The 24,409-nt window shown below is 37.6% G+C and carries 19 protein-coding genes; 9 read left to right on the top strand and 10 right to left on the bottom strand.

Annotated features, from left to right (window positions below; translation table 11 throughout):
- Window positions 1-3: 3 nt before the first annotated feature.
- Complete coding sequence (gene gltB, locus SJY23_RS10845; protein ID WP_396596354.1) at window positions 4-4,542, bottom strand: glutamate synthase large subunit; 4,539 nt, start codon at window positions 4,540-4,542, stop codon at window positions 4-6.
- Window positions 4,543-4,981: 439 nt separating this feature from the next.
- Here gltB and SJY23_RS10840 point away from each other — a divergent pair, with 439 nt between their 5' ends.
- The 5 genes from SJY23_RS10840 to SJY23_RS10820 all read left to right on the top strand — a co-directional run bounded on the left by SJY23_RS10840 (window position 4,982) and on the right by SJY23_RS10820 (window position 9,069).
- Complete coding sequence (locus tag SJY23_RS10840; protein ID WP_396596353.1) at window positions 4,982-6,022, top strand: porin; 1,041 nt, start codon at window positions 4,982-4,984, stop codon at window positions 6,020-6,022.
- A 12-nt stretch (window positions 6,023-6,034) separates the two neighbouring features.
- Window positions 6,035-6,373: a P-II family nitrogen regulator gene (locus tag SJY23_RS10835; protein WP_013749505.1), complete on the top strand. Its 339-nt coding sequence runs from the start codon at window positions 6,035-6,037 to the stop codon at window positions 6,371-6,373.
- Window positions 6,374-6,408: 35 nt separating this feature from the next.
- Window positions 6,409-7,644, top strand: coding sequence for an ammonium transporter (locus tag SJY23_RS10830; RefSeq protein ID WP_396596352.1), 1,236 nt, complete (start codon window positions 6,409-6,411; stop codon window positions 7,642-7,644).
- Window positions 7,645-7,762: 118 nt separating this feature from the next.
- Window positions 7,763-8,236, top strand: coding sequence for a low molecular weight protein-tyrosine-phosphatase (locus tag SJY23_RS10825; protein WP_035337512.1), 474 nt, complete (start codon window positions 7,763-7,765; stop codon window positions 8,234-8,236).
- A 107-nt stretch (window positions 8,237-8,343) separates the two neighbouring features.
- Entirely contained in the window at window positions 8,344-9,069 is a 726-nt protein-coding gene (locus SJY23_RS10820) for an SAM-dependent methyltransferase (protein ID WP_035337515.1), read from the top strand.
- A 1-nt stretch (window position 9,070) separates the two neighbouring features.
- Here the strand turns inward: SJY23_RS10820 and SJY23_RS10815 are convergent, their stop codons facing one another.
- The 7 genes from SJY23_RS10815 to SJY23_RS10785 all read right to left on the bottom strand — a co-directional run bounded on the left by SJY23_RS10815 (window position 9,071) and on the right by SJY23_RS10785 (window position 17,788).
- A complete protein-coding gene (locus SJY23_RS10815) occupies window positions 9,071-9,328 on the bottom strand; it encodes a DUF3820 family protein (protein ID WP_035337517.1) in 258 nt (85 codons plus the stop codon).
- Window positions 9,329-9,333: 5 nt separating this feature from the next.
- Window positions 9,334-10,047 (bottom strand): YqjF family protein, encoded by a 714-nt coding sequence (locus SJY23_RS10810; RefSeq protein ID WP_396596351.1) that lies wholly within the window; start codon window positions 10,045-10,047, stop codon window positions 9,334-9,336.
- Between the two features lie 68 nt (window positions 10,048-10,115).
- Window positions 10,116-11,747: an amidohydrolase gene (locus SJY23_RS10805; protein WP_396596350.1), complete on the bottom strand. Its 1,632-nt coding sequence runs from the start codon at window positions 11,745-11,747 to the stop codon at window positions 10,116-10,118.
- Between the two features lie 51 nt (window positions 11,748-11,798).
- On the bottom strand, window positions 11,799-12,353 hold the full coding sequence (locus SJY23_RS10800; protein ID WP_396596349.1) for a hypothetical protein: 555 nt from the start codon (window positions 12,351-12,353) through the stop codon (window positions 11,799-11,801).
- A 50-nt stretch (window positions 12,354-12,403) separates the two neighbouring features.
- Window positions 12,404-12,871 carry a hypothetical protein gene (locus SJY23_RS10795; protein ID WP_396596348.1) on the bottom strand — a complete coding sequence of 156 codons (468 nt, stop codon included), beginning with the start codon at window positions 12,869-12,871 and terminating at the stop codon, window positions 12,404-12,406.
- 49 nt (window positions 12,872-12,920) lie between these two features.
- A complete protein-coding gene (locus tag SJY23_RS10790) occupies window positions 12,921-14,699 on the bottom strand; it encodes a TonB-dependent receptor (RefSeq protein ID WP_396596347.1) in 1,779 nt (592 codons plus the stop codon).
- A gap of 68 nt (window positions 14,700-14,767) precedes the next feature.
- Window positions 14,768-17,788 carry a tetratricopeptide repeat protein gene (locus tag SJY23_RS10785; RefSeq protein ID WP_396596346.1) on the bottom strand — a complete coding sequence of 1,007 codons (3,021 nt, stop codon included), beginning with the start codon at window positions 17,786-17,788 and terminating at the stop codon, window positions 14,768-14,770.
- 349 nt (window positions 17,789-18,137) lie between these two features.
- Here SJY23_RS10785 and SJY23_RS10780 point away from each other — a divergent pair, with 349 nt between their 5' ends.
- Window positions 18,138-19,151 (top strand): pirin family protein, encoded by a 1,014-nt coding sequence (locus SJY23_RS10780; RefSeq protein WP_396596345.1) that lies wholly within the window; start codon window positions 18,138-18,140, stop codon window positions 19,149-19,151.
- A 100-nt stretch (window positions 19,152-19,251) separates the two neighbouring features.
- Here the strand turns inward: SJY23_RS10780 and SJY23_RS10775 are convergent, their stop codons facing one another.
- Together SJY23_RS10775 and SJY23_RS10770 are read right to left on the bottom strand one after the other, a co-directional pair.
- Window positions 19,252-20,130, bottom strand: coding sequence for a zinc-dependent metalloprotease (locus SJY23_RS10775; protein WP_396596344.1), 879 nt, complete (start codon window positions 20,128-20,130; stop codon window positions 19,252-19,254).
- A 371-nt stretch (window positions 20,131-20,501) separates the two neighbouring features.
- Entirely contained in the window at window positions 20,502-21,149 is a 648-nt protein-coding gene (locus SJY23_RS10770) for an LON peptidase substrate-binding domain-containing protein (RefSeq protein WP_396596343.1), read from the bottom strand.
- 144 nt (window positions 21,150-21,293) lie between these two features.
- Here SJY23_RS10770 and lysA point away from each other — a divergent pair, with 144 nt between their 5' ends.
- The 3 genes from lysA (at window position 21,294) to SJY23_RS10755 (ending at window position 24,351) form a co-directional block, all read left to right on the top strand.
- Window positions 21,294-22,499, top strand: coding sequence for a diaminopimelate decarboxylase (gene lysA / locus SJY23_RS10765; protein ID WP_396596342.1), 1,206 nt, complete (start codon window positions 21,294-21,296; stop codon window positions 22,497-22,499).
- Between the two features lie 71 nt (window positions 22,500-22,570).
- Window positions 22,571-23,686: a serine hydrolase gene (locus tag SJY23_RS10760; protein ID WP_396596341.1), complete on the top strand. Its 1,116-nt coding sequence runs from the start codon at window positions 22,571-22,573 to the stop codon at window positions 23,684-23,686.
- Between the two features lie 101 nt (window positions 23,687-23,787).
- Window positions 23,788-24,351, top strand: a complete 564-nt coding sequence (locus tag SJY23_RS10755) for a PhnA domain-containing protein (protein ID WP_396596340.1) — start codon at window positions 23,788-23,790, stop codon at window positions 24,349-24,351.
- The last annotated feature ends 58 nt before the right edge of the window (window positions 24,352-24,409 follow it).

The following is a 24,409-nucleotide window of genomic DNA, read 5'->3' as shown; positions in this document are numbered from 1 at the left end:
CTCTTAGTTTGCTATTTTTTGTTCTTCCTCTAGTCTCAGTAAAGCTTGGCGGTATTCTTCTGGTAACACTTTCGTGAAATTACCTATTTCCACATCCCAATTTTCTAGGAAACGTTGTGCTAGTGGAGATTGTGTTGCATTATAATGGTTCTCAACCAACTGTCTTAGCTCCTCACGGTCTTTAGTTTCTTCTACCTTTAAGAAGTTTAAGCCCTCTGAGTTTGCTTTTCGCGAAAGCGTACTATCTACATCATACACATATGCAATTCCACCACTCATTCCAGCTCCAAAGTTTCTTCCTACAGCTCCCAAAATCACCGCTACACCTCCAGTCATGTACTCACAACCATGATCACCTATACCTTCTACCACAGCTCTAGCTCCCGAGTTACGCACACAAAAGCGTTCCCCTGCTTTTCCATTAATATAAGCCTCTCCAGCGGTGGCACCGTAAAATGCTACGTTTCCAATAATCACATTATCCTCAGGAATAATAGTCGCCTCTACAGGTACTTTTACAATAACTTTTGCTCCAGAAAGCCCTTTACCTATATAGTCATTTGTATTTCCAGTAACCGAAAGCGTCAATCCATGAGTGGCAAATGCCGCAAAGCTCTGTCCAGCCGAACCTTCAAAATTGATTTTTAAGGTATTTTCTGGCAGCCCATTAACTCCATAAATTTTTGAAATCTCATTACTTAAGATGGCTCCTACCGCTCGGTCTTCATTTGTAATCTTAAGATCAAGCGTTGTCTTTTCTTTTCTAAACAATGCAGGGTGCGCCTGAGATATAATTTTAAAATCTAATGCCTTTTCTAGATCATGGTCTTGCTTCTCGATATTTCTCAGGGATTGCCCTTCCTTAACGTCTACTTTATGCAGAATAGGAGTTAAATCTAATCCTAAAGCTTTGTATTGATCAATGGTCTTGTTTCGGTCTAGCTTTTGCACTTGCCCTACCATCTCATCTACTGTCTTAAAACCGAGCTTTGCCATAATCTCGCGAAGCTCTTGCGCAACGAAATACATGAAGTTTACCACATGCTCAGGTTTTCCTTTAAATCGCTTACGTAGCTCAGGGTTTTGTGTAGCAATTCCCACAGGACAAGTATTTAAGTGACAAACACGCATCATTATACAGCCAGAAGCCACTAGCGGTGCAGTTGCAAAACCAAACTCCTCGGCCCCTAGAAGACATGCAATTGCTACGTCTCTACCTGTTTTGAGTTGGCCATCGCACTCTAGCCTCACACGGCCACGCAAATCATTCATAACGAGTGTTTGCTGCGCTTCGGCGAGTCCTAATTCCCACGGAAGCCCCGTATGTTTTAATGACGTAAGTGGCGTTGCACCTGTACCTCCATCATGACCGGAGATTAAAATCACATCTGCCTTAGCTTTTGCAACACCAGCCGCTACAGTCCCTACACCTACTTCTGATACTAATTTTACATTTATACGTGCCTCTCTATTTGCAGATTTTAAATCATAAATTAATTGTGACAAATCCTCAATAGAGTAAATATCATGATGCGGTGGTGGAGAAATCAATCCTACATATGGTGTAGAGTTACGTGTCTTTGCAATTTCTGGATTCACCTTAGGGCCTGGCAGCTGTCCCCCTTCACCAGGCTTAGCACCTTGTGCCATTTTTATTTGAATCTCTGCAGCATTAGTTAGATAATTTGAGGTAACGCCAAATCGTCCAGAAGCTACTTGCTTAATTGCACTATTTTTCCAATCACCGTTTACATCTTTATAAAAACGCTCTTGGTTTTCTCCTCCTTCGCCAGAATTTGATTTACCGTCTATACGATTCATCGCTACAGCTAGTGTCTCGTGTGCCTCTTTACTAATAGACCCATAAGACATTGCTCCCGTTTTAAAACGTTTTACAATATCCGTCCAAGGCTCTACTTCATCTATATCTATAGGATCATAATTTGTAAACTCAAACAAGCCTCTAATAGTCATTAGTTGTTTAGCCTGATTATTTACTCGATCTGCATACTCTTTATAGATTACAGGTTTATTACTTCGTACAGATTCTTGAAGTTTTGCAATCGTAAGTGGGTTAAATAAATGCGCTTCACCATCTCTTCTCCATCTATACTCACCACCTATTTCTAGTGGCAAATCTGCAGCAATTTCTTTTTTATCGTATGCAGCTTTATGACGCTTACTTATTTCTCCTTCTAGTTGATGCAATCCTACACCCTCAATTCTAGTCACTGTGCGCGGAAAGTATTTTGAAACTACTTTTTTACTGATACCTATACATTCAAATAGTTGCGAACTGCGATATGAATTGAGTGTAGAAATACCAATCTTATTCATCACCTTGAGCACTCCCTTACCTACAGCCTTATTAAAGTTTTGAATAGCTTCTTCTACATCTACACTAGCAAGCTCAAGATCTTCTGGGTGATTTTCTATAATCTCATTTACCATATAAGGGTTAATCGCGCTCGCGCCATAACCAAATAATAACGCAAAATGATGCACCTCTCTAGGCTCTGCAGATTCAATTATTAAACTTAATTGTGATCTCTTTTTATGAGTTGCTAGTCCGTTGTTCACATAAGAACATGCTAGCAACGCCGGTATAGGCGCCTCTGTAATTGACGTATTTCTATCTGATAGAATAACAATATTTGATCCCTCATCAAGCTGCTTACTTACATTTTGCAACAGTTTTTCTAGTGCTTCCTCAAGACCATTATGACCTCTCTCTACCTGATATAACATCGGCACAGAAACCACTTTGAAGTTTTTATCATCTAGACTTTTAATCTTATCTAAATCTTGTTTTGATATAACTGGATTTTGAATTTTCAACTTTCTACAATGTGCAGCATTAATGTCAAAAATATTATAATCGGCTCCTAGGGTTAGAGAAATATCTGTAATCAACTCTTCTCTTATTCCATCAAGAGGCGGATTTGTAACCTGAGCAAATAACTGCTTGAAGTAGTTATAAATGAGCTGCGGCCTTTCTGAAAGCGCAGCAATAGGAGCATCATTACCCATAGAACCTATAGGCTCCTTGGCATTTGCAGCCATAGGTAATATGATGGTGTTTATATCTTCTTGCGTGTATCCAAAGGTGATTAAACGCTCCTTTAGTGGTGCTTCATCTAAAAATAGTGGACACTCATTATAAGGAATATCCCTTAAGTGGATTAAATTTTCATCAAGCCATTGTTGATATGGGTTACGCGATGCAATCTCTTCTTTTATTTCTTCATCATTAATGATACGACCTTGCGCCATGTCTACTAGAAACATTTTGCCAGGTTCTAGACGACCATGAAATTGCACATTGCTAGGCTCAATATCTACTACCCCAATTTCTGAAGACATAATCACATAACCATCCTTTGTAACAGAATAACGCGATGGGCGCAGTCCATTACGATCAAGTACAGCACCTATATAATTACCATCTGTAAAAGGAATAGATGCAGGCCCGTCCCAAGGCTCCATAAGGCAAGAGTTGAACTCATAAAAAGCACGTTTGGCAGGAGACATCTCCTTATTTTTTTCCCATGCCTCTGGAACGAGCATCATCATTACCTCTGGAAGTGAGCGGCCGGTCATTAACAACAACTCCACCACCATATCCATAGATGCACTATCAGACTTACCTGGTATTACTACGGGAAGGATTGCTTTGATATCCTCTCCAAAAAGCGGACTCTCCATAAGTTCCTCTCTGGAGTACATACGAGTTACATTGCCTCGCAAGGTATTAATCTCTCCATTATGGCACATGTATCTAAAAGGCTGTGCAAGATCCCAAGTAGGAAATGTATTTGTAGAAAAACGCTGATGCACAAGCGCCAGACGCGTCACAACTCTAGGATCCATCAAGTCCTTATAATACACCTTAATGTCTTGAGGCATTAATAGCCCCTTATAAATGATTGTTTTGGTAGAAAAGCTAGGCACATAAAAGAATGAACTTTCAGAAAGCTTAGAACCATATATAGTATGTTCAGCAATTTTACGTGCAGTAAATAATTTTAAATTAAATGCAAATTCTGGAGTGGGTTTTTGTTGCGCTTTCGCGAAAGCGGGATTTTTATGACCACCATTATAAGAAACAAAGATTTGCTTTACAAAGGGTTCTGAAACCTGAGCAATCTCACCTAAGATAGATTTATCTACCGGCACATCTCTCCATCCTATAATATGTATACCCTGATCTGCAAGACTCTTCTCAAACACCGAAATACAGTAATCTCGTTGATTTTGTTTACGAGGTAGAAAGACATTACTCACAGCATAACTCCCTTCTTGAGGTAGATCAAAATCACAGCTAGCTTGAAAATAATCATGAGGAATATCTATGAGTATCCCAGCACCATCTCCCGTTCTTCCATCTGCACTTACAGCCCCTCGATGTTCTAGCTTTTCAAGAATTTCTAACGCCTTATGAATAATGTCATTTGACTTTATTCCTTTTAAACTACAAATGAATCCCGCTCCACACGCGTCGTGTTCAAACTCCTTTAAATATAATCCTTGATCCTTAAGCATTGTGTACATTTTTATGGTAATACCATTGTTTCTTATTCACAAGATAATCCTACTTATCTAAGTCACAAAAAGCACCATTCATTATTACGATTAATAAAATTTAGGTGGTATTAAATTCATATAACCGCATTATAAGCCCGCTTATTTTGTCAAATTCAAACTGTTAAAAGCGGTTAAAAACGACGATAACGTTATAGTTAATTTAAAGAATAGATTCAAATTTAAAATTATCCTCAATTATTTAACTAAAAAAGCCCTCAAAACTCAATTATGTCGAAATGCATATCACAACAAATCAGCAAATAATTTACAACACCCCTAATTTAATAGGGGTAATTTTGAAAAAACCATAAAAATTTACAAAACACCTATAAAATTTATACCCTTAACTAAATTTTAAGATACATTTGAGAACTAATCAACAAAAAATTACACTCTTATGAAGTCCATTGTTACGTTCTTAGTACTGGCTATTACATCCACTTGCATATTTGCTCAAGAAGATTCAAAAAAGAAAAAATTTACTGTAGAGGGAAGTGTCGACACATACTTTAGACAAAACCTTTCTGGACCCAATGGCGAGGATGCAATTGCCCCAAATACCTCTTTTGCAAATCGCAATGGTTTTGCAATTGGTATGGCAAATGTGATAGGCTCTTTTGAAAGTGAAAATGGAAAAGTAGGTGCTGTGGCAGATTTAGTTTTTGGCCCTAGAGGTGAAGAAGCGGTTTTTTTATCTGGACCTTCTTCAAACATTGTAAACCAACTTTACGTATACTGGAATGTTTCGGATAAAGTAAAACTTACCTTAGGAAACTTTAATACCTTCTTAGGTTATGAAGTAATCTCTCCTACTCTCAACTTTAACTACTCAACGTCTTATATGTTTTCATATGGACCATTCTCTCATACGGGTATAAAAGCAGACTTTACTTTATCTGAAGATTGGAGCGCTATGGTGGTTGTACTCAACCAGACAGATGCTACAGAATTTAATTTTGATAACGATTACACACTAGGCGCTCAATTAGGTTACAAAACCACTTACCTTAATTTCTTATATGGAAAGCAAGGAGGAAGTACAGAAAGTACATTCCAAGTAGATCTTACTACTGGTCACGATCTATCAGATGACTTTTACCTAGGTCTCAACGCAACATACAATGACACAGACGGAGCTTCATTTTATGGAGTTGCACTATACCCACAATACAAAACATCAGAATCTTTCACCCTAGGACTGAGAGGAGAATACTTTGCAGAAACAGAAGGTGGTGCTGGAGCCATAGGAGGTTATGATGAAGAGGGAGATGCATCTGTACTTGCAGTTACTCTTACTGGAAGTTATACCGTAGGTGATCTTACTATCAAACCAGAATTTCGCTTAGACAGCGCAAGTGAAGACACCTTCCTTGATACTGACCTTGAGCCTAACAGCTCATTATCTTCATTTCTAATCGCAGGCATATATAAATTTTAAATAACCTAAAACATGAAAAAAATAGAAGCAATCATTCGTAAATCCAAATTTTCGGCGGTAAAAAAGGCACTGCATGATGTGGGTGTAAACTTCTTCTCCTATTGGGATGTTACTGGACTTGGTAACGAAAAAAAAGGTTCTGTTTACCGTGGCGTGAGCTATAGCACCAGCGACATACAACGACGCTATTTAAGCATCGTAGTAAATAATGAATTTGAAGAAATTACCATTAAAACAATTATCGAATCTGCACGCACCGGTGATGTAGGAGACGGTAAAATCTTTGTCTCAGACATAAGCGAGTGCTATCGCATTCGTACTGGAGAGAAAGGAAATCAAACACTTAAATAGTCTAAAAACTTATAATAATATAGCATTAACAACTTATGGAAATTTTAACTGTAAATAATGTATGGATGATGATCTGTACTGGTCTAGTTTTCTTCATGCACCTTGGGTTTTCATTTTTAGAAATAGGACTCACACGTCAAAAAAATACTATCAACATTCTTTTTAAAAATATTTTTATAATCACTGTAGGTCTCCTACTTTATTGCTTAGTAGGCTTCAATCTTATGTACCCTGGAGAATTCAATGGGTTTTTAGGGTTTGCGGGCTTTGGTCTTGATGCACCACTCAATGCAGAAGGCGTTCTTGACCTCACTTATAACGAAGGCTATACTTACTGGACAGACTTTCTTTTTCAAGGGATGTTTGCAGCAACAGCAGCAACTATAGTATCTGGTGCCGTAGCAGAGCGTATTAAAATAGGTCCATTTATGGTCTTTGTATTACTTTACGTAGGGTTTGTATACCCTATTGCTGGATCTTGGAAATGGGGAGGCGGATTTTTACAAACACTAGAAACACCTTTTTATGACTTTGCTGGATCTACCCTTGTGCACTCTGTAGGAGGATGGGCTGCACTCGTTGCGGTATTCTTACTTGGATCGCGCATAGGAAAGTTTGATGAAAATGGTAAACCACAAGCCATCCCTGGACATAATGTACCGCTTGCAACGGCTGGCGTTCTTATACTATGGTTAGGATGGTTTGGCTTTAACGGAGGTTCTGTACTATCTGCAGATCCTGCACTAACATCTCTTACTCTTGTAACTACGTCACTTGCGGCAGCAGCCGGAGGAGTATTTGCTTTTCTTGTATCTACATTATTGTATAAAAACTATGATCTCACCATGTTTTTAAATGGAATACTAGGAGGTCTTGTGGGTATAACAGCTGGGGCAGACGTAATGAGCCCTACAGATGCGATTGCTATAGGGGCGATTGCAGGAGCCATAATCGTTTTTGGTGTCGCACTTGTAGATAAACTAAGACTAGACGATCCTGTAGGAGCTATTGCAGTACACTTAATATGTGGTATTTGGGGCACACTTGCAGTTGGTATTTTTGGAAGCTTAGCTAGTGGAGCACAGTTTGTGAGCCAACTAATAGGTGTAGGATCTTATGCTGTTTTCTGTATTATCACGTCATTTATAATATTATTCGTTCTCAAGAAAACTGTGGGACTACGAGTTTCAGAAACTGAAGAAATTGAAGGACTTGACCCTCACGAACACGGAATGAGTGCTTATCCAGATTTCCGTTTAAACGAGCATTAATATTAAGTTTTGTGCTATGTGTATGTGAGCCTCGACCATTTTTGGTCGGGGTTTACTGTTTTTAGGGTTTTTGGTTTTGCTTTCGCGAAAGCGTAATAAATTTAATTACCTTAGAGTAATGAATAAACAAGCTCCCTCCACTACAAAGATCTTAATGGTATGCCTAGGAAACATATGTAGATCTCCACTTGCCGAAGGTATTTTAAGATCTAAACTAGACGCAACTCTTTTTAATGTAGACTCCGTAGGCACAGGAGACTGGCACGTGGGAAATCCACCAGATCCCAGAAGCGTAAAAGTAGGATTATCTCATGGAGTCGATATCTCAGGACTTAGAGGACGCCAGCTATCCGAAAGTGACTTTAATGATTTTGATCATATTTATGTCATGGATCAAAACAACCTAGAAGATGTACTAGCAAAAGCCACTACAGATGAACAGCGCCGTAAAGTGACAATGATTCTAGATGTAGTTTTTCATGGAGAGAAAGTAGATGTTCCAGATCCATATCACGGAAGTCAAGAAGACTTTGAGAGAGTATATGAAATGCTGGATACCGCATGCGATCATATCGCAAAAGAACTAGCATAATTAGGGCATTTAAAATTATGGACATTGCAAAAGTAAATTTTGTGCATATCCCGCGATCTAATTATATTGCACCCATACGATAACCCCAACCTATAAACTACCTACCTATGAGTTCATTTACTGCAACTGGAAAATTATATCTGATACCCACTACACTAGGTGATACTAGTGCACTAGAGGTGATGCCTATCTCTGTAAAGAAGGTGGTAGAATTTATAGATACATACATCGTAGAAAATGAAAAAACAGCGCGTCGCTCCATAAAAGCGATATCTCCAAGTAAATCGCAGCCCTCTTTAAAATTATTTCCGTTAAATAAATACACAGATATATCTGAGCTTCCATCATACCTAGAACCATGTTTACAAGGGGAATCTGTAGGTTTATTATCTGAGGCGGGAGTTCCAGGCGTTGCAGATCCTGGAGCAGAGGTGGTGAAGATTGCACATCAAAAAGGCATCCAAGTTGTGCCACTTGTAGGTCCATCATCTATACTCATGGCAATGATGAGTAGCGGTATGAATGGTCAAAATTTTGCTTTTAATGGATATCTACCTATTGATGCACAACAGCGTAAGCAAGAGTTGAAACGATTAGAGCGCTTATCTTCAGAACAAGGACAAACGCAATTATTCATCGAGACCCCGTATCGCAATAATAAGATGCTAGAAGACATTTGCAATACTGTGCATCCTGAAACTCAAGTTTGTATTGCTTGTGATATCACACTTCCAACAGAATATATTGTGACAAAAAGCGCTTCTTTCTGGAAAACTAATGCACCAGACTTACACAAAAGACCTGCAATCTTTATAATTCACAAGTCGTTTTAAATTACCTCCTTAAATTAGCTGGTCTAGGATACTTTTGTTGGATTTTTTTAATCATGGGTTCTAAACCATTTATTTTAATTTCCATCATTTCTTGAAGTAACCTTCCTAGCTTACCCTCTGGAAAACCTTGTTGTCTAAACCACACAAAATAAGATTCTGGCAGATCAACCAAGTACCAACCTTTGTATTTGCCAAAAGGCATTCTATAATAAGCCATCTCTATAAGGTGATCTTGCGCTTCTTTATGAATATCTGCCATGCTCGTTATTTCTTAATCACCGTTTTGCCCTCAATCGTTATTGCCGAACCTTCTATCAAATATATAGAAGCAGGCTCCTGGGCTTGTAGGAAACTAAATTTAGCACCGTACATCGTCTCAAAGTTAATATCAAAGGTTGCTTTCTTTATAGGGTAATGATTCCATCGCGGGTGCGTTACCTCGTACTCATTAGTTTTAACCTTAGAAGGACTCGCATATCCCCAGTAATGCTCTGCTATAAACTCCATCTCACTATGCTGATCGATGGGCTGCGAAGCTACAGCGGCTTCTATATCAATAGACTGCCATTTGTTGTCCTTTTTCCATCCATAGGAAATCTTACGATCTTCACTTGTAATATCCCACTTATGTCGCATAGGTAGCGTTTCATAACTCTCGTTATAAAGTGCGTTTGCTACGATAGAAATTGCAGGCTTAGGAACTACTTCTTTTATAAACACTGCACCACGTTTCCAAACACCTCCATCTTTTCTACGCACATAAAACCGCAGATTCACTTCCTCAAAATTTACGTGAAAGGGAATTTTGACACCCTTTATGCGTGTATCCATAAACATAAAGGCAATGACACTCACATAACATTTACCTTCATAAAAATCTAACTCTGTTCCATGAGGGACATATGGCTCTAAAAGAGCTGGATCTACTTCATAATTTATAAAAGCAAGCTGGCGCCATGCTGCGGTAAGGAAGCTCATAGAATTATAGTGTAATTGTGATTAATATAAAAACTGCTAGCCTCACCTGGATTGCAAAGCAGTATCGCCTACTGCTGATACACTTTTACACCATCCACATACGTAGCAGCTACTTTTAAGTTAGGGATTTTATCCTCTTCTACCGTCATAATATCTTCATCCATGATAATAAAATCTGCAAACTTTCCAGTTTCAATACTTCCTTTCTCGTCTTCTTCAAAATTTGAATAGGCAGCCCAGATTGTCATTCCTTTTAACGTTTCTTCTCTAGTAAGTGCATTCTCCATCTGGTACCCACCTTCTGGATATTGTTTTAAATCTTTACGAGCAACAGAGGCATAGAATGTATAAAACGGACTTACCTGCTCTACAGGAAAATCTGTTCCTAGGATTACAACACCTGACTGATTTAATAAGTCTTTATATGCATACGCTCCTTTGATACGCTCTGCTCCTACTCTATCTTCTGCCCAATACATATCGCTAGTAGCGTGTGTAGGCTGTATAGAAGGTAAAATCTTCTCACTAAAAACATCAAAATCTTCTCTTGATACTATTTGTGCATGTTCTACTTTCCATCTTGGATCTGTTTTAGAAGCTAGTACTTTTTCATAAGCTCTCAGCACAACTACATTTGCACTATCACCTATGGCATGTGTATTCATTTGAAAATCTGCTGCGGCAATACGTTTTGCAAGATCATTCATCTCTTCAGATGGAGTGATCATCGCTCCAAAATGTCCATCCTTATCGCTATAAGCCTTACGCATTGTCGCTCCACGAGAACCTAAGGCTCCATCACCATACACCTTTATAGAACGTACATTAAGACGATCTGTTTTTACTTTTCCTGTAGTTAGGTAGTGATCTAGATTTTCTTCATTATTAGATAACATTGCATATACCCTCATTTGCAAACTTCCAGCTCGCTGAAGGCTATCTATAAGTTCTACAATATTTTTATTAAGACCTGCATCGTTTACAGTGGTAAGACCGTAAGAAAAACAAAGCTCCTGTGCTTCTAATAACACTTGAGCACTTTCGGCAGTGCTAGGTTGTGGCAATACTGCGTCAACTAATGTTTGCGGTGTGTCAATAAGAACACCCGTTACTTTGCCGTCTACAAGTACGACTTCTCCTCCACTTACCTTTGTAGAAGCATCTATACTAGCAAGATCTAACGCTTTTTGATTTACTAAATATGCATGACCATCCACACGCTCTAAAACAACAGGAACATCTGGAAATAAAGCGTCAAGCTTCTCCTTAGTAGGAAATTCTTTTACAGCCCAATCGTTTTGATCCCATCCTCTTCCTCTCAAGACTGTTGCGTCAGGGTTTGCCTTTGCAAAGGCAGATACTTTTGCAATTACCTCATCATAACTTTCAGTACCAACGAGATCTGCTATTTGGAGGTTTTGACCAAGTCCATAAAAGTGACAGTGACCATCTATAAGTCCTGGCAACACAGTTTTTCCTGTAGCATCTATTGTTTCAGCAGCTTCATACTTTTCGGTAATGTCGTTAGATGTGCCTACTGCTATAAATTTTCCATCTTTGATTGCAAAAGATTCCGCTTTCGCGAAAGCGTTATCTACCGTATACACATTTGCATTTGTAACAATAAGATCTACAGATTGCTTGGTGTCACAAGAAAATAATAAAGGAAGGATTGCTAAAGAATAAAGAATTTTACGCATCGTTGGTTTTTTGTTTAAAAATACAAAAGACTCCTAGTACGTTGATAGTTTTTATCTAGGTTTATGAACCTCAAGATTAACTTTTGCATCTTGAGGCGACCTATAATTGGGGTGAAGATCAATCTCTAAATCATAAGTGATATTATACAGCTCCAGAACTGCGTCTACCCTATCTTTTTTGAGTTTTGCCTCTCGAGTTTTCAAAATGTACATATTGTACATGCCAATAGCTTGTGATAAAACTTTTAAGGCAACACCAAAAATTATAAACGGAATGAGATACAACTTGAGGGCATGAGAATTTGATGGAGCTAGTGAAGAATGCATCTCTGAAACATAACTTAGAGAATATGCAGATAACCCAAAAAGGCCTACTCCCAACAACCCAAATAGTATTGTATAGCTATAATTCCACCACTTATCTTGAATAGTATGCTGGTAAACAACGTTTACCTCTCTTAGCCTGTTTTTGAATTTTGTAGAAAATAGTTTTTTTGAGCACGTACGGTTAAAGTCTGGTTTGCGTTTTGTGAGATTACAAATTGAACCCTCACGTAAGTTTTTACGCTGGTGATTACAAAGTTCGCAGTGCCAATTATTGTTCAATAGTCTTTAATATCTTACAGTAACTGCTACTATCTTAATAACAGACTGGCTTAAAGATATACATTATAGAAAAAACCACCCTGACTCTGCACTACATTTTCAACATTTGAAAACTGTACATCTGAGTAGTTATTTATATTACAACATTCTCCCTCTTGAAACTCCACGTCAAAAGACAAGTCTGTTTCAAAACCATCAGGAACGGTTATAAGCAACACTACATTTGAGCGACTTTCTGAAAAAGCATTGAGTGCTACTTGAGCCATCTGCGACTCATCAACTATACCCGTAAAAAAAGGAAATTCTGTGTTATTTGACACATCTGTAACTACTAGCTCATCAAAAGAATATGTGTTGTTAAAAAACACATCTTCTCCAGTTTCGGCGTCTAAGAATTGTATAACAATATTACCAGACGCACAAGATACTGCACTGCAATCTGCTAGAGCGCTGTCTAAATCACTACTACAAGAACTCAGCATAATAATGAATGCTAGCGCACCTATTAATCTCTTCATAACCTTAGGGGTTTACATAGAAGATGCACTCTTTGTGTAAAGGTTGCTTTTAAAAGTCAAATTTATAAGTAGCTCCCACCATTCCTTGAAGGCCTTGCACTTCATAGTTGAGCCATTTCTCGTAATTACTGTCTAGAATATTGTTTACACGAGCAAATGCAGACAAGCGATTATTAAAGCGATACCCGACATGAGCATTTGCATCAAAATAGCTATCTAGAGTTTGTATTGTGTTTGTAACTAAAAGATCTGCAGGGTCGTTACTAGATACTAAATCACTGCGCTCTCCCACAAAAAATAAATTAACCCCAGCAAACCATTTTTCTGTAATCTGATAATCTGCAAAAACAGATGCTTGTAAGTCTGGAAGGTTCCAAGCTTCTTGCTGGCTATCTGTGTCATACGTATTGTATTGACCGTTTACTTTCATTTTAAAGTTTGCATTCACATCAAAATTAAGCTCTGCAAATACTCCTACCGTATTAATATCGTCATAAGCAATTGAGAAAGAGTTTCCGTTTGCATATCCATTTGCACCAAAGCCATTACCGCTTTGCGAGTATGGATTGTGTATAAATAAAGCCTTATCACTCTCTGCCGTATAACTTGCACGTAGGTTATAACTCAAGGCTTCAGATAATTTACCCTTCATTCCTAAATAACCGTCATACTGCTTATCTGTTGGCTTGATGGTAAGTGTAGGTGAGATAAAAGGATTTTCTTGAGCAAAATCGTGGTAGTTATTTTGCTGTAATCCGCCTTCTAGTCCTGCATACGCAATGAAATAATCTCCAGCCACTCGGTAAGATGCTGTAATCTTTGGATACACAAAGAAGTCTGTTTTACTTACCTCAGTATCCAGCGACACCATTGCTTCTACTCCTAAAGTCACCTCAAGATCATCTCTTAAAATCACAAGACTTGGATTTATCCCCGCATTAAGAAAGCTATAATTGATTTCTGTATCTACGGTATCAAATGCGTTCTCAAAAGAACCGCTTACATAATCTGCTGTTACTTTTGTTGTAATAAGCTCTCCCGCAATAGGAAACTCAAATGTAGGCGCAACTACTGCTCTAAGTTCGCCGCTGTCTTGATCATCACCAAAGTACCTCAACGTAGCATTTGCCTTCTTAAAGAAAGAATCTTGCAAACTTACACTACCATTTAATCCTGCTGTGAGAAAAGAATGAGACACATCAAAATCTTCATTAAATAAAGGCGTGTTACCAGTTCCGTTTATTGTCTTAAGCTCCTCAGGAATTCCATACCAATTATATACTTGATGCTTTGCATCAAGATCTGCTCTCCATGTCATATCACGCTCGCGCGCACCGTAACTTAAATTAAGCCTGCTATCATAAAAATAATCGTCTACTACAGTGCCGTCTATTCCGCCCTGAGAAGAATTATGGTTTAAAAAGACACCAAAATCCTCTGTACGGCTTATTTGAAAATTACTATAAAGCTCTGCTAGTACCGATGTGTAGCTACCAAAACCAACAGTTGCATAGTTATCATATAACTTCTCCTTTTTTGTTTTCTTTACTACTGCCGCTTTACCTTTAGCTGGAGTAAACGTACTTGCTACAGGCACAGAAAAAATACTATAGGTCACCTTCTTTTTTGCCGTAGTGATAGAGTCATTAAGCGCAGGAGTTGCTTTTACTTTAAAAGCATCACTTATAGTAGGAGTATACGCCTTTACAACGTTTACCACCTCTGTTCCTATGGTAGACTCCTCTTCTTGTGCAGTAACCACTTGAACAAAAAGCATTGCAAATGCAACAAGTCCTATGTTATATAATGTATTGAATGAACGATTCATATAATGTATTGTCTTAATTCGTTAGACGTTTGTCTTATTTATAAAGCAAGTGATTTATTAATCAGCAATTACCCTTTTTCTACAGAGGCATTTGTTTTTCCTTCTGCTTGTTTAATAATTGCTAGTTCGCCACGAGCTTTTTCTACAGTTTCTGGATAATCTGCAAAGTTTGTAATCACACTTTCTAGAATGTATGTTGCTTGATAAGCATCTCCTAGTGCATAAAAGTTTTTTGCCATGAGCACAAGCCCTTTTGCTCCATACTCTTTAAAACCGCTATAATCTTTTGCTAGTTTTTGCACTGCAACATTAGATGCTTCAAAGTTTTGAGCTTCATTTTTAAAGTAGGCATCATAAAATAAAGCCTCTGCTGCAAGTGCTCCCGTAGCAATTTTCTGTACTTCGGCATAAGCTGTTTTAGCTCTGGCGTTATCACCCGCCTTTATAGAAGAGCGAGCAATTATTATTTGTGCGTCACTTTTTACTGCATTATCAATTTTTGCATTTCCAAGCACTTTTTCGGCATAGCTTACAGCCTTTGTCAAGTCCTCACTTTCATAAAAAGATTTCATGAGGTTAGACTGAGCAAAAACGATATTCTGCGGGAAGTCTGCTTCTGTTTCTAATCGCTTTAACACTGGAATTGCAGCCGTGTAATTTTTATCAGTAAGATATACTTGCCCTAAACGTGCAAGTGCTTGCTCTGTAAATTCACTACGCTCCTTTGCAATAACATATTGGTAATGCGGAATTGTTTTGTTGTATTCCGCTTTCGCGAAAGCGAGCTGCCCCAAGTAAAAATGAGCTTGTAATGCATGCTGACCTTTAGGATAGTTACTCAAATAAGATTCAAAAAGTCGTTCTGCTTGACCTACATTATTCTCCACATACTGCTTCTCTGCCGAAGCGTATGCAGCATCATCGAGCTCTGCATCCTCCACATCAATAAATTCTAGCGTACTCACCCATTCACCATACTCATCAACACGGCCGAGATCTATATAAATAAGCTTTGCCGTAGTTACTGCTTGTAACGCCTCCGGAGTTCCTGGATAATCGCCAGCCACCTTACGTAATAGCGCCAGTGCTTCATCAGATTTGTTTTTATTATCTAGTATCAATGCTTTCTTAAGCATCGCTTTAGACACGTAAGAGCTACCTGGTAAATCTCTTACGAGTTTATCATAAGCTGTAATTGCTTGATCATTTTTGTTTTGAGAAACATAAATGTTCCCTAATTCATAAAGCGCATCATCACGATAAGTAGAATTTGGAAATTTGGTAGAGAAAGTTTGAAGTCCGTTTATTTTGTCCTCGTCCTTTTTTATAAAACCATAACTCATCGATTTTTGAAAAGTTGCATAATCTTGATCTGTCTTATTAAGCGCTATAGACTTATTATAGGCCTCAAGTGCAGGCCAGTATTTACTACTTATAAAACGGCTATCACCTAGACGTAAGTAGGCATCATTGAGCTTAGTCTCATCCTGTACGTTACTAGCTATATACAACTCAAAGAAGCTTGCTGCCTTTTCATATTGCTTATCAGAAAAATATGCGTAGGCTAGGTTATAATTAATGTCTTTATACTCTGGTGTACTTGCAGCATTACTGTTATTTAAAAACTGTTTGTATCCTATAATTGCTTCCTTAAAATCATTTGCAACATAGTCACTCTCTGCTTTCCAATAAGTAGCACGTGTCACATATAAGGGGTCACGTGGTTCTTTAAGAGATTTTTTAAATGCTGCTGCAGCTTCTGGATAATTACCTTCATTATAAAGATCAAGACCATAAAGGAACGCTACTTTTTGATAAGCTACCTTATTATCAAAATTGCTGTTGCTTTCTAGCAAGCGCATTGCTTCTTTGTAATTTTTTGAAGTGATATAGGAATCAATAAGTAACGCTTCTAGCTCTGCCTTAGCTGGAGATTTTGGATACGCATCTATATAATCTGTAATAACAGCAGGTGTAGACTTGTATGCATTACCTATTTCATAACTCAGCTTTGCATAATTAAGACCACTGTCTTCCTTAATTTGCGCATTAAAATCCATTTCACTTGCATTTTTAAATGCATTAAGTGCTTCCTGCTTTTTATCTAACTTAAGATAGGATTCTGCAAGATGATAATAACCATTTTGTGCTACACCGTTATTCCCGTCAATAATTTTATTAAATTCATTAATAGCATTTGTGTAGTCTCCTTGCTTATAATAAGTATATCCTAGCTGGTAGTAATCTGTATTATTCCACTTACCACGCTTTCCTTTATATTCTTTTAAATAAGGTAATGCCTCTGCATACCTCTTTTGATTGAAATAGCTTTCTCCTATAATTTTATTAAGCTCAGATTTTTCTTTAGGATTTGCACTGGCTAGTTGAGATTTTCCTTCTGATATTGCTTCGTCAAATTTTCCTAACTTAAAATTAAGATCTGCCTTAAAGTATGCAAGATCCTCATTATATGCTCCTCCAGTCTCTGCTTCCACCTCCTCAAAAAGCTCATTTGCTTCTTCATAATCATCACCTTCATAAGCCATGAAGCCTATGTAATACTTAGCCTGCGCTCCATATTTTTTTGAATCACGTACACGGTTTAAGTACTTCTTTGCTTCATCAAAACGGTTGCTTTTAAAATAAGCATAACCATTATTAAAGTAAAAAGTCTCCTTCTCTCCTGCTGTAAGTGTGCTTTCATCAACGCGATCATACCATTTACGAGCATAAGCAAATTTGCCATTATCAAAGTAATACTGAGCTACATCTAGAAATGCACTGTTGCGTTTTGTACTCGTAGGATACTCTGTCACAAAAGTGGTCATAAGATCATCTGCCCCTTGCTGGTTAAGACGTACTGCTGCATTTGCAATGTAATAAGCACAATCACCTTTTACGGTGGTATCATCTGTATCGCCTTTTACTTCTTCAAAAAGAGTTTGTGCTGCGAGGTATTGCTTGCTGTTATATAAGGAGAGCGCCTTATTAAATTGTACAAGATCATTCGTATATATAGCCGATTGTTGCCCTACAGCAATAGTAGAATATAAAAATAATGCAACAAGTACATACTTGATTTTATGCATAGTTAAGAGTTGTTTTATGTGTTCTGATCATTATCAGGAATAGACTAAAAAACTGTAATATGTGTACGCTTTCGCGAAAGCAAAACGTATCATTTACACCTCCCCAAAGTTAAGTTTCTTCCCTAAAGATAACGTCAGAAATCTTTGTTAATTATATCAAGTTGTGAAAAGGATTTTAACATATCAAAAGATTAATTCAAAAAGCAAAACAATTAAAATTGAACCACCTGCCTGTAAGCAGATTAAAAGTTCATGTATGCTCTTTTGATTTTGACATCATACAACAGCCATCAACACATAATATTCCTGCATATCTTTGTAATGTTCAGGACAAAAAAAGGAAACATCTATGACAGCAATTATAAAAATCAAACAACTGGGTTTTCAGTGGGAAACCCAAGATCCATTTCTTTTTTGTGCATATCATTTAGATAACTACCCAAAAGGCAATGAGCAGCTAGGTCCAGCCGCTTCACTACAAGGACGCAACCTAGGAATGGATTTTGAACCTCATCCAGAAGGATGGAATATGTATCATGGCACTACAGTACCGGGATTTCCCGCGCATCCTCATCGCGGTTTTGAGACTGTAACAATTGTAGAGCAAGGTCTCGCAGACCATAGTGACTCTCTAGGTGCTGCTGGACGTTTTGGAAATGGAGATGTACAGTGGATGACCGCTGGCAAAGGCGTGCAACACAGCGAGATGTTTCCATTACTGAATGATGATAAAGAGAATCCGCTGTTATTATTTCAACTGTGGCTCAACCTACCTAAAAAGAACAAGTTGGTTGACCCACATTTTAAAATGCTGTGGAATGAAGACATCCCAATTCATAACTCACAAGATGATTATGGAAAAAGTACAAGCATAAAACTCATATCCGGAGATTACAATGATGTAAAAGCTCCCGATGCTGCTCCAGATTCTTGGGCAATGGATCCTAGTAATCACGTGGCCATCTGGCTAATTACTATGGAACCAAACGCTGTATGGAAATTACCCTCGGCAGCTGCTCAGCTAAATAGATCTCTATATTTTTATAGCGGAGAAAAAGTAACCATAGAAGGTAATCAGATACCAGTAAATCATAGTATTGATCTTTTAAGTGATCAAGAGATTGAGATAAAAAATGGCCGTAGCACTGCAAGCTTCCTACTCTTACAAGGTAAACCTATAAATGAGCCAATTGCTCAACAAGGACCTTTTGTAATGAATCACCCTCAAGAAATTCAAGAAGCCATTTCCGAATTTAGAAAAACGGCTTTTGGTGGCTGGCCTTGGAGTTCTTATGATCATACGCACCCTAAAGAGCGTGGCCGTTTTGCCCTGCATGCAGATGGTCGCGAAGAGATTAAGTAACACCTATCACATTTTCGCGAAAGCATAACAAAAAAAACACCTCGCCTTTTACAGACGAGGTGCTTACATATTTACCTATAGTGTGGGTAAACTATAGCTCTTAGTACATAGCTCTTAATGCAGTAACATCATTTGAGCTGAATTCTCCATCTTCACTGTTTGAGAAACAAGCCTGCATGATTGAGTCAAAATCTCTTGTTGGAGTTCCAGGTAATTGTATTGCTCCCGTAGATCCAGCAGACTCACCTCCACCGCTTCCACAGCTTGCGCGGTCATAGTAATCTGAGTGACGGAAACCTATAGAGTGACCAATCTCGTGTGTGATTACATGCTCATTTACGTTTGTAGATGATCCTTCAAGACCATAAATCTGTACAAACTTGTTAGGAAGTCCTTGTGCACTTGGAAAACCAGCTACACCTCCACTTTGACCAGGATTATTTGCAGTGTTATCATACACTACCATATCACTGTTATTGAAGTTAGTCCCAAAAGTAAGACGGAAACGCAATGCAGATCCAGAGATACGGTTGTAGTTATTTACAGCCCATTGTAATGCAGTACGCCCCTTTGAAGAAAGGCCGAAGTTGTCATTACCAGTGTATCCTATAATATCTATCGTTCTGTTTGCTCCAGTCACAAGGTTATTTGTTCTAAACTGTCTTGTGTCTTGGTTTGCTGTCATTTCATCAAGCTCCTTTGCTGTCACAACAATATCTTCACCTATGTAAATGCGTTGCTGTACTGTACCATCAGGAAGATGAAAATCCCCTTTTGTTACTGCACCTGCATCAAGCTTAAGATCTTCTCTAATTTTGCCTAGAACACCTGCATCTGTTACAGCCTCTCTAGTTTCTGCGAGAAGTTCTTCGGTTACAAGATCATTCTCAATAGCTTCTTCGGTTTCCTTTTCACATGATGTGAACGTTATAGCCATCATAGCGATAGCCATTGCACTAAATTTGAATTGATTTTTCATTTGGATTAATTAATTAAGGGTTAACATTTCTCCAAATTTAACTTTTTTTAACAATTAAAATACATTAACCACACCACTACAACGTTTTCGTTAATATTTTTATTAAATAAACATTAAAAACATGCAAATATTCATAAAGCCATAAAGAGAATCCTTTTTTCAATTTTAAAGCTCTGAAAAGCAACATATTGAAATCCTATAGGAGTTGTATGATTAATCTATATTTTGTTAAATTTTGTGCAATAACCTAGCAAAAAGCATGAATTTGATTATAAATTGACATGTAAAATCCTCAATAGAACTATTACTATTGAGGATTTCGCAATTTAATCTATTAAATGATTGATTATGATAAACTACAGGTGTTGAGATCACATTTTATAATCCTCAAAGTCTAGAGGATCAAAGTTTTTGAAGTGCCCATTAAGAGCAATTAGTCTTTTAGTCCTATTTACAGATTTAAGCGTAGGTAGTGCTATCTCTAGATGTTCTATGAGATATTGCAATCGTCTATCTTCAGAAGGAATTTGTAGCAACTCATATTCTTGCTCCAAGGTCAATCCCATTTTATGAGCAAGTGTGAAACTTCGTATAGTATCTACATTAATTTCTGGAGTTTTCATATCAAGCTCATCATAAAAGTCAGAAAGCAAATTAATAAGTCTTATTTTACGAGAAGATAAGGGCTCTTGACGTTCCTCAATAAATGTAACCTCACCTCCAGCATATAATCGTTCTCCCAGCGTATTATAAAAGTTGATAAGCTTAAAAACCCTTAAACCCCTGCAAATAATATCTGCAGCTCCAGAAGGATATCGTTTTACTACATGTGTAATTTCCATTTCAGTACCATAGGCAAGACTATTATTTATATAAGTAGGAATTCCAAAGGTGATACCTCCAGATTCACAGTCTTGTAATAATTGTTGATACCTATCTTCAAACACATGTAAATTGAGCGGTTCACCTGGAAAGGCTACCATTTCTAGAGGAAACATAGGGAGTACTGCTGTTGTCATAACTTAAATTTATCTATGAAAAATACAAAAGCTTCTGCTCACTGTTATATAATGAACAATTTTTAACCTTATTGTTCAACATTTATTGACGTTGTACATTATCAATTTCTAAAACTCTCCTAATTTTGCTTTAAATACGTTATGATGAAAAACAGAGATCTTTTAAACGTGGTTAACACCTACGGAAGTCCAGTTTATGTATACGATGCAGAGACTATCACTACACAATACAATAGACTTACTAATGCATTTAAACATGTAAAAAAGTTAAGACTTAACTATGCCGTAAAAGCTTTAAGCAACATTTCTATATTACAGCATTTAAAAGGCTTGGGTTCTGGACTAGACACTGTTTCTATTCAAGAGGTACAACTAGGACTTCTTGCTGGCTTTACTCCAGATCGTATCATCTTTACACCTAATGGCGTATCACTTGTAGAGATAGAGGAAGTAGCACAAATGGGTGTGCAAATTAATATAGATAACCTTTCTATACTAGAACAGTTTGGTACAAAGCATCCTCAAATACCTGTGTGTATCCGTGTGAATCCGCACGTGATGGCTGGTGGAAACACTAATATTTCTGTAGGGCACATCGATAGTAAGTTTGGGATAAGTATTTACCAGCTCCCGCATGTAATACGTATTGTGGAAAATACCGGAATGAATATCAATGGAATACACATGCACACTGGAAGTGACATTCTCGACATTGATGTGTTTGTATATGCCACAGAAATATTATTTGATGCGGCACAAAAATTCAGCGACCTTACATTTATTGATTTTGGTAGTGGTTTTAAAGTACCTTATAAACCAGGAGATATTGAGACTAACATAGAAGAACTAGGAGAGAAATTAGGGAAACGTTTTAACGCTTTCGCGAAAGCGTACGGAAAACCACTCACTCTTACCTTTGAACCTGGTAAATTTCTTGTAAGTGAGGCTGGTAAATTTCTGGTACAAGTTAATGTGGTAAAACAAACCACCTCTACAGTATTTGCTCAAGTGGATAGCGGATTCAATCACTTAATAAGACCTATGCTCTACGGTAGCCAGCATGAGATTCACAATATAAGCAACCCAAAAGGAAGAGAACGTTTTTACAGTGTAGTAGGCTATATCTGTGAGACAGATACTTTTGCAAATAACCGTCGTATCTCAGAAATTTCTGAAGGTGACATTCTTGCCTTTGATAATGCAGGTGCGTATTGCTTTACCATGGCCAGCAATTATAACAGTCGCTACAGACCTGCCGAAGTATTAATAAAAAACGGCGAAGCGCATTTAATACGCAAACGAGAGACCTTTGAAGATCTCATAAGCAACCAGGTAATTCTCAAAGAATAATTACACATAAAACTATCACAAAGACCAGCAAACAGCTGGTCTTTTTTATGAATACTCAGTACATTTATATTATGAAATATTGGGTATTTATAATAGTAATATTTGCAAGTTGCAGCAATCCTATCGAGACAGCATTAAGCTCAAAAAATGAGCTTATAAAGACTGTTGTAGACAATATTGAAAAACATGAAGTACAAATACTGTTTACACAAATTGACACGTCTAATACTGGTGAGCTATTATTTACAGATTACGAGTATAATGTAAATAGTAATCAATATTTCTACCCTGCCAGCACTGTAAAACTCCCAGTAGCGCTACTAGCCACTGAGTTTATGGATAGAAATGAACAACTTCATATTGATACTCCATATATTGAAAACAACAATGACAACCTACACACAGTGTCTAACGATATTAGACAGATTTTTGCAGTAAGTGATAATGAATCCTATAACAGACTTTATGAGATTTTAGGTAGAGATTATATTAATAACCGCTTGCGCGAAAAAGGGCTTAGCAAGACCCGTATCGTCCATAGACTATCTACACCAGATGCTGATAAAGCTAGAAGAAACGATATTCATTTTTTTCCAGGATATACAGAAGAGGTAATTGAATTAAAAAATCAAACAGATAGCGATATTACTCCAATTACCATTCAAGGAATTAACAAAGGTAAAGGCTATAAAAAACATGGAGTTTTAAAAGAATCTCCAATGGATTTTAGCAAGAAGAACTACTTCCCACTAGAAGAGCAACATCTATTAATGAAAAAGCTTATAGCTCCAGAGATATTTCCAGCATCTGAACAGTTTGACATTACTGATGAAAGTCGGGCTCGCTTTTTAAATGCCATGAAAGCACTACCTCATGAGGCAAAATACAATGCACCAGAGTATTATGACAGCTACGTGAAATTTTTCATGTATGGAGACTCAGAAGATAGTATACCTAGCAATATCAAAATTTACAATAAAGTGGGATCTGCATATGGAACGCTTACAGAGACTGCCTATATTGTTGACACAACAAACAACATACGCTTTATACTTTCCGCCACCATATTAGTAAACGAAAATGCAATTTTTAATGATGATACCTATGAGTATGAAAATATAGGTATCCCCTTTCTCGCGCAACTAGGTCGTGAGTTTTATAAACAAGAAAAAGAGCGTAGGGAATAAAGCACCTTAGATGGAAATTTTGTTACTTCGCAGCACTATCAAGGCAATGCCTTAAAACGACAGCAAATTAGTTTGCTGTTACAACCTATAAATTGAGTACTGTGAGCTTAAGAGAACTTAACAAACGCACCATTATATGCGAACTATGTAGTAATGAATATGATCTTTCTCCCTTTATCGTCGAACCAAGGGAGGATGATATTCTTGCTTGTAAAACATGTATCAATCAGATCAATAATCCAGAGGAAGTAGATGTAAACCACTGGAGATGTCTTAATGACAGCATGTGGAGCACAGAACCTGCAGTACAGGTTGTAGCGTGGCGTATGCTTACAAGATTACGCAAAGAAGGTTGGCCACAAGATCTTCTCGACATGATGTACCTAGAAGAAGAAACACTTGAGTGGGCAAAGGCTACAGGAGAGCACATAGAGGAAGATGAAAATACCATCATCCACAAAGACTCAAACGGCACAAGACTGGCTAATGGCGATAGTGTTGTATTAATTAAAGATCTAGATGTAAAAGGAGCCAACTTTACTGCAAAACGTGGAGAGTTTATGCGTAATATTAATCTGGTACATGATAATGCTGAGCACATAGAAGGGCGCATACAAGGACAACAAGTTGTGATTGTTACTCAATACGTTAAAAAGAGTAACTAGTCTCTCTTCAAACATATTATAACAAAAAAAACGCTCTGGTAAACCAGAGCGTTTTTTT

Origin of the sequence: Dokdonia sp. R86516 (assembly GCF_044596715.1) — a bacterium.
Classification (GTDB): Bacteria; Bacteroidota; Bacteroidia; order Flavobacteriales; family Flavobacteriaceae; genus Dokdonia.
The sequence above is the reverse complement of the archived record's forward strand: the minus strand, read 5'-3'. Positions and strand labels throughout refer to the sequence as shown.

What these genes read in the sequence shown, in the direction of transcription:
- gltB (WP_396596354.1), bottom strand. Translation starts at nt 4,542, where the DNA reads ATGCTTAAGGATCAAGGATTATATTTAAAGGAGTTTGAACACGACGCG.
- SJY23_RS10840 (WP_396596353.1), top strand. Translation starts at nt 4,982, where the DNA reads ATGAAGTCCATTGTTACGTTCTTAGTACTGGCTATTACATCCACTTGC.
- SJY23_RS10835 (WP_013749505.1), top strand. Translation starts at nt 6,035, where the DNA reads ATGAAAAAAATAGAAGCAATCATTCGTAAATCCAAATTTTCGGCGGTA.
- SJY23_RS10830 (WP_396596352.1), top strand. Translation starts at nt 6,409, where the DNA reads ATGGAAATTTTAACTGTAAATAATGTATGGATGATGATCTGTACTGGT.
- SJY23_RS10825 (WP_035337512.1), top strand. Translation starts at nt 7,763, where the DNA reads ATGAATAAACAAGCTCCCTCCACTACAAAGATCTTAATGGTATGCCTA.
- SJY23_RS10820 (WP_035337515.1), top strand. Translation starts at nt 8,344, where the DNA reads ATGAGTTCATTTACTGCAACTGGAAAATTATATCTGATACCCACTACA.
- SJY23_RS10815 (WP_035337517.1), bottom strand. Translation starts at nt 9,328, where the DNA reads ATGGCAGATATTCATAAAGAAGCGCAAGATCACCTTATAGAGATGGCT.
- SJY23_RS10810 (WP_396596351.1), bottom strand. Translation starts at nt 10,047, where the DNA reads ATGAGCTTCCTTACCGCAGCATGGCGCCAGCTTGCTTTTATAAATTAT.
- SJY23_RS10805 (WP_396596350.1), bottom strand. Translation starts at nt 11,747, where the DNA reads ATGCGTAAAATTCTTTATTCTTTAGCAATCCTTCCTTTATTATTTTCT.
- SJY23_RS10795 (WP_396596348.1), bottom strand. Translation starts at nt 12,871, where the DNA reads ATGAAGAGATTAATAGGTGCGCTAGCATTCATTATTATGCTGAGTTCT.
- SJY23_RS10790 (WP_396596347.1), bottom strand. Translation starts at nt 14,699, where the DNA reads ATGAATCGTTCATTCAATACATTATATAACATAGGACTTGTTGCATTT.
- SJY23_RS10785 (WP_396596346.1), bottom strand. Translation starts at nt 17,788, where the DNA reads ATGCATAAAATCAAGTATGTACTTGTTGCATTATTTTTATATTCTACT.
- SJY23_RS10780 (WP_396596345.1), top strand. Translation starts at nt 18,138, where the DNA reads ATGACAGCAATTATAAAAATCAAACAACTGGGTTTTCAGTGGGAAACC.
- SJY23_RS10775 (WP_396596344.1), bottom strand. Translation starts at nt 20,130, where the DNA reads ATGAAAAATCAATTCAAATTTAGTGCAATGGCTATCGCTATGATGGCT.
- SJY23_RS10770 (WP_396596343.1), bottom strand. Translation starts at nt 21,149, where the DNA reads ATGACAACAGCAGTACTCCCTATGTTTCCTCTAGAAATGGTAGCCTTT.
- lysA (WP_396596342.1), top strand. Translation starts at nt 21,294, where the DNA reads ATGAAAAACAGAGATCTTTTAAACGTGGTTAACACCTACGGAAGTCCA.
- SJY23_RS10760 (WP_396596341.1), top strand. Translation starts at nt 22,571, where the DNA reads ATGAAATATTGGGTATTTATAATAGTAATATTTGCAAGTTGCAGCAAT.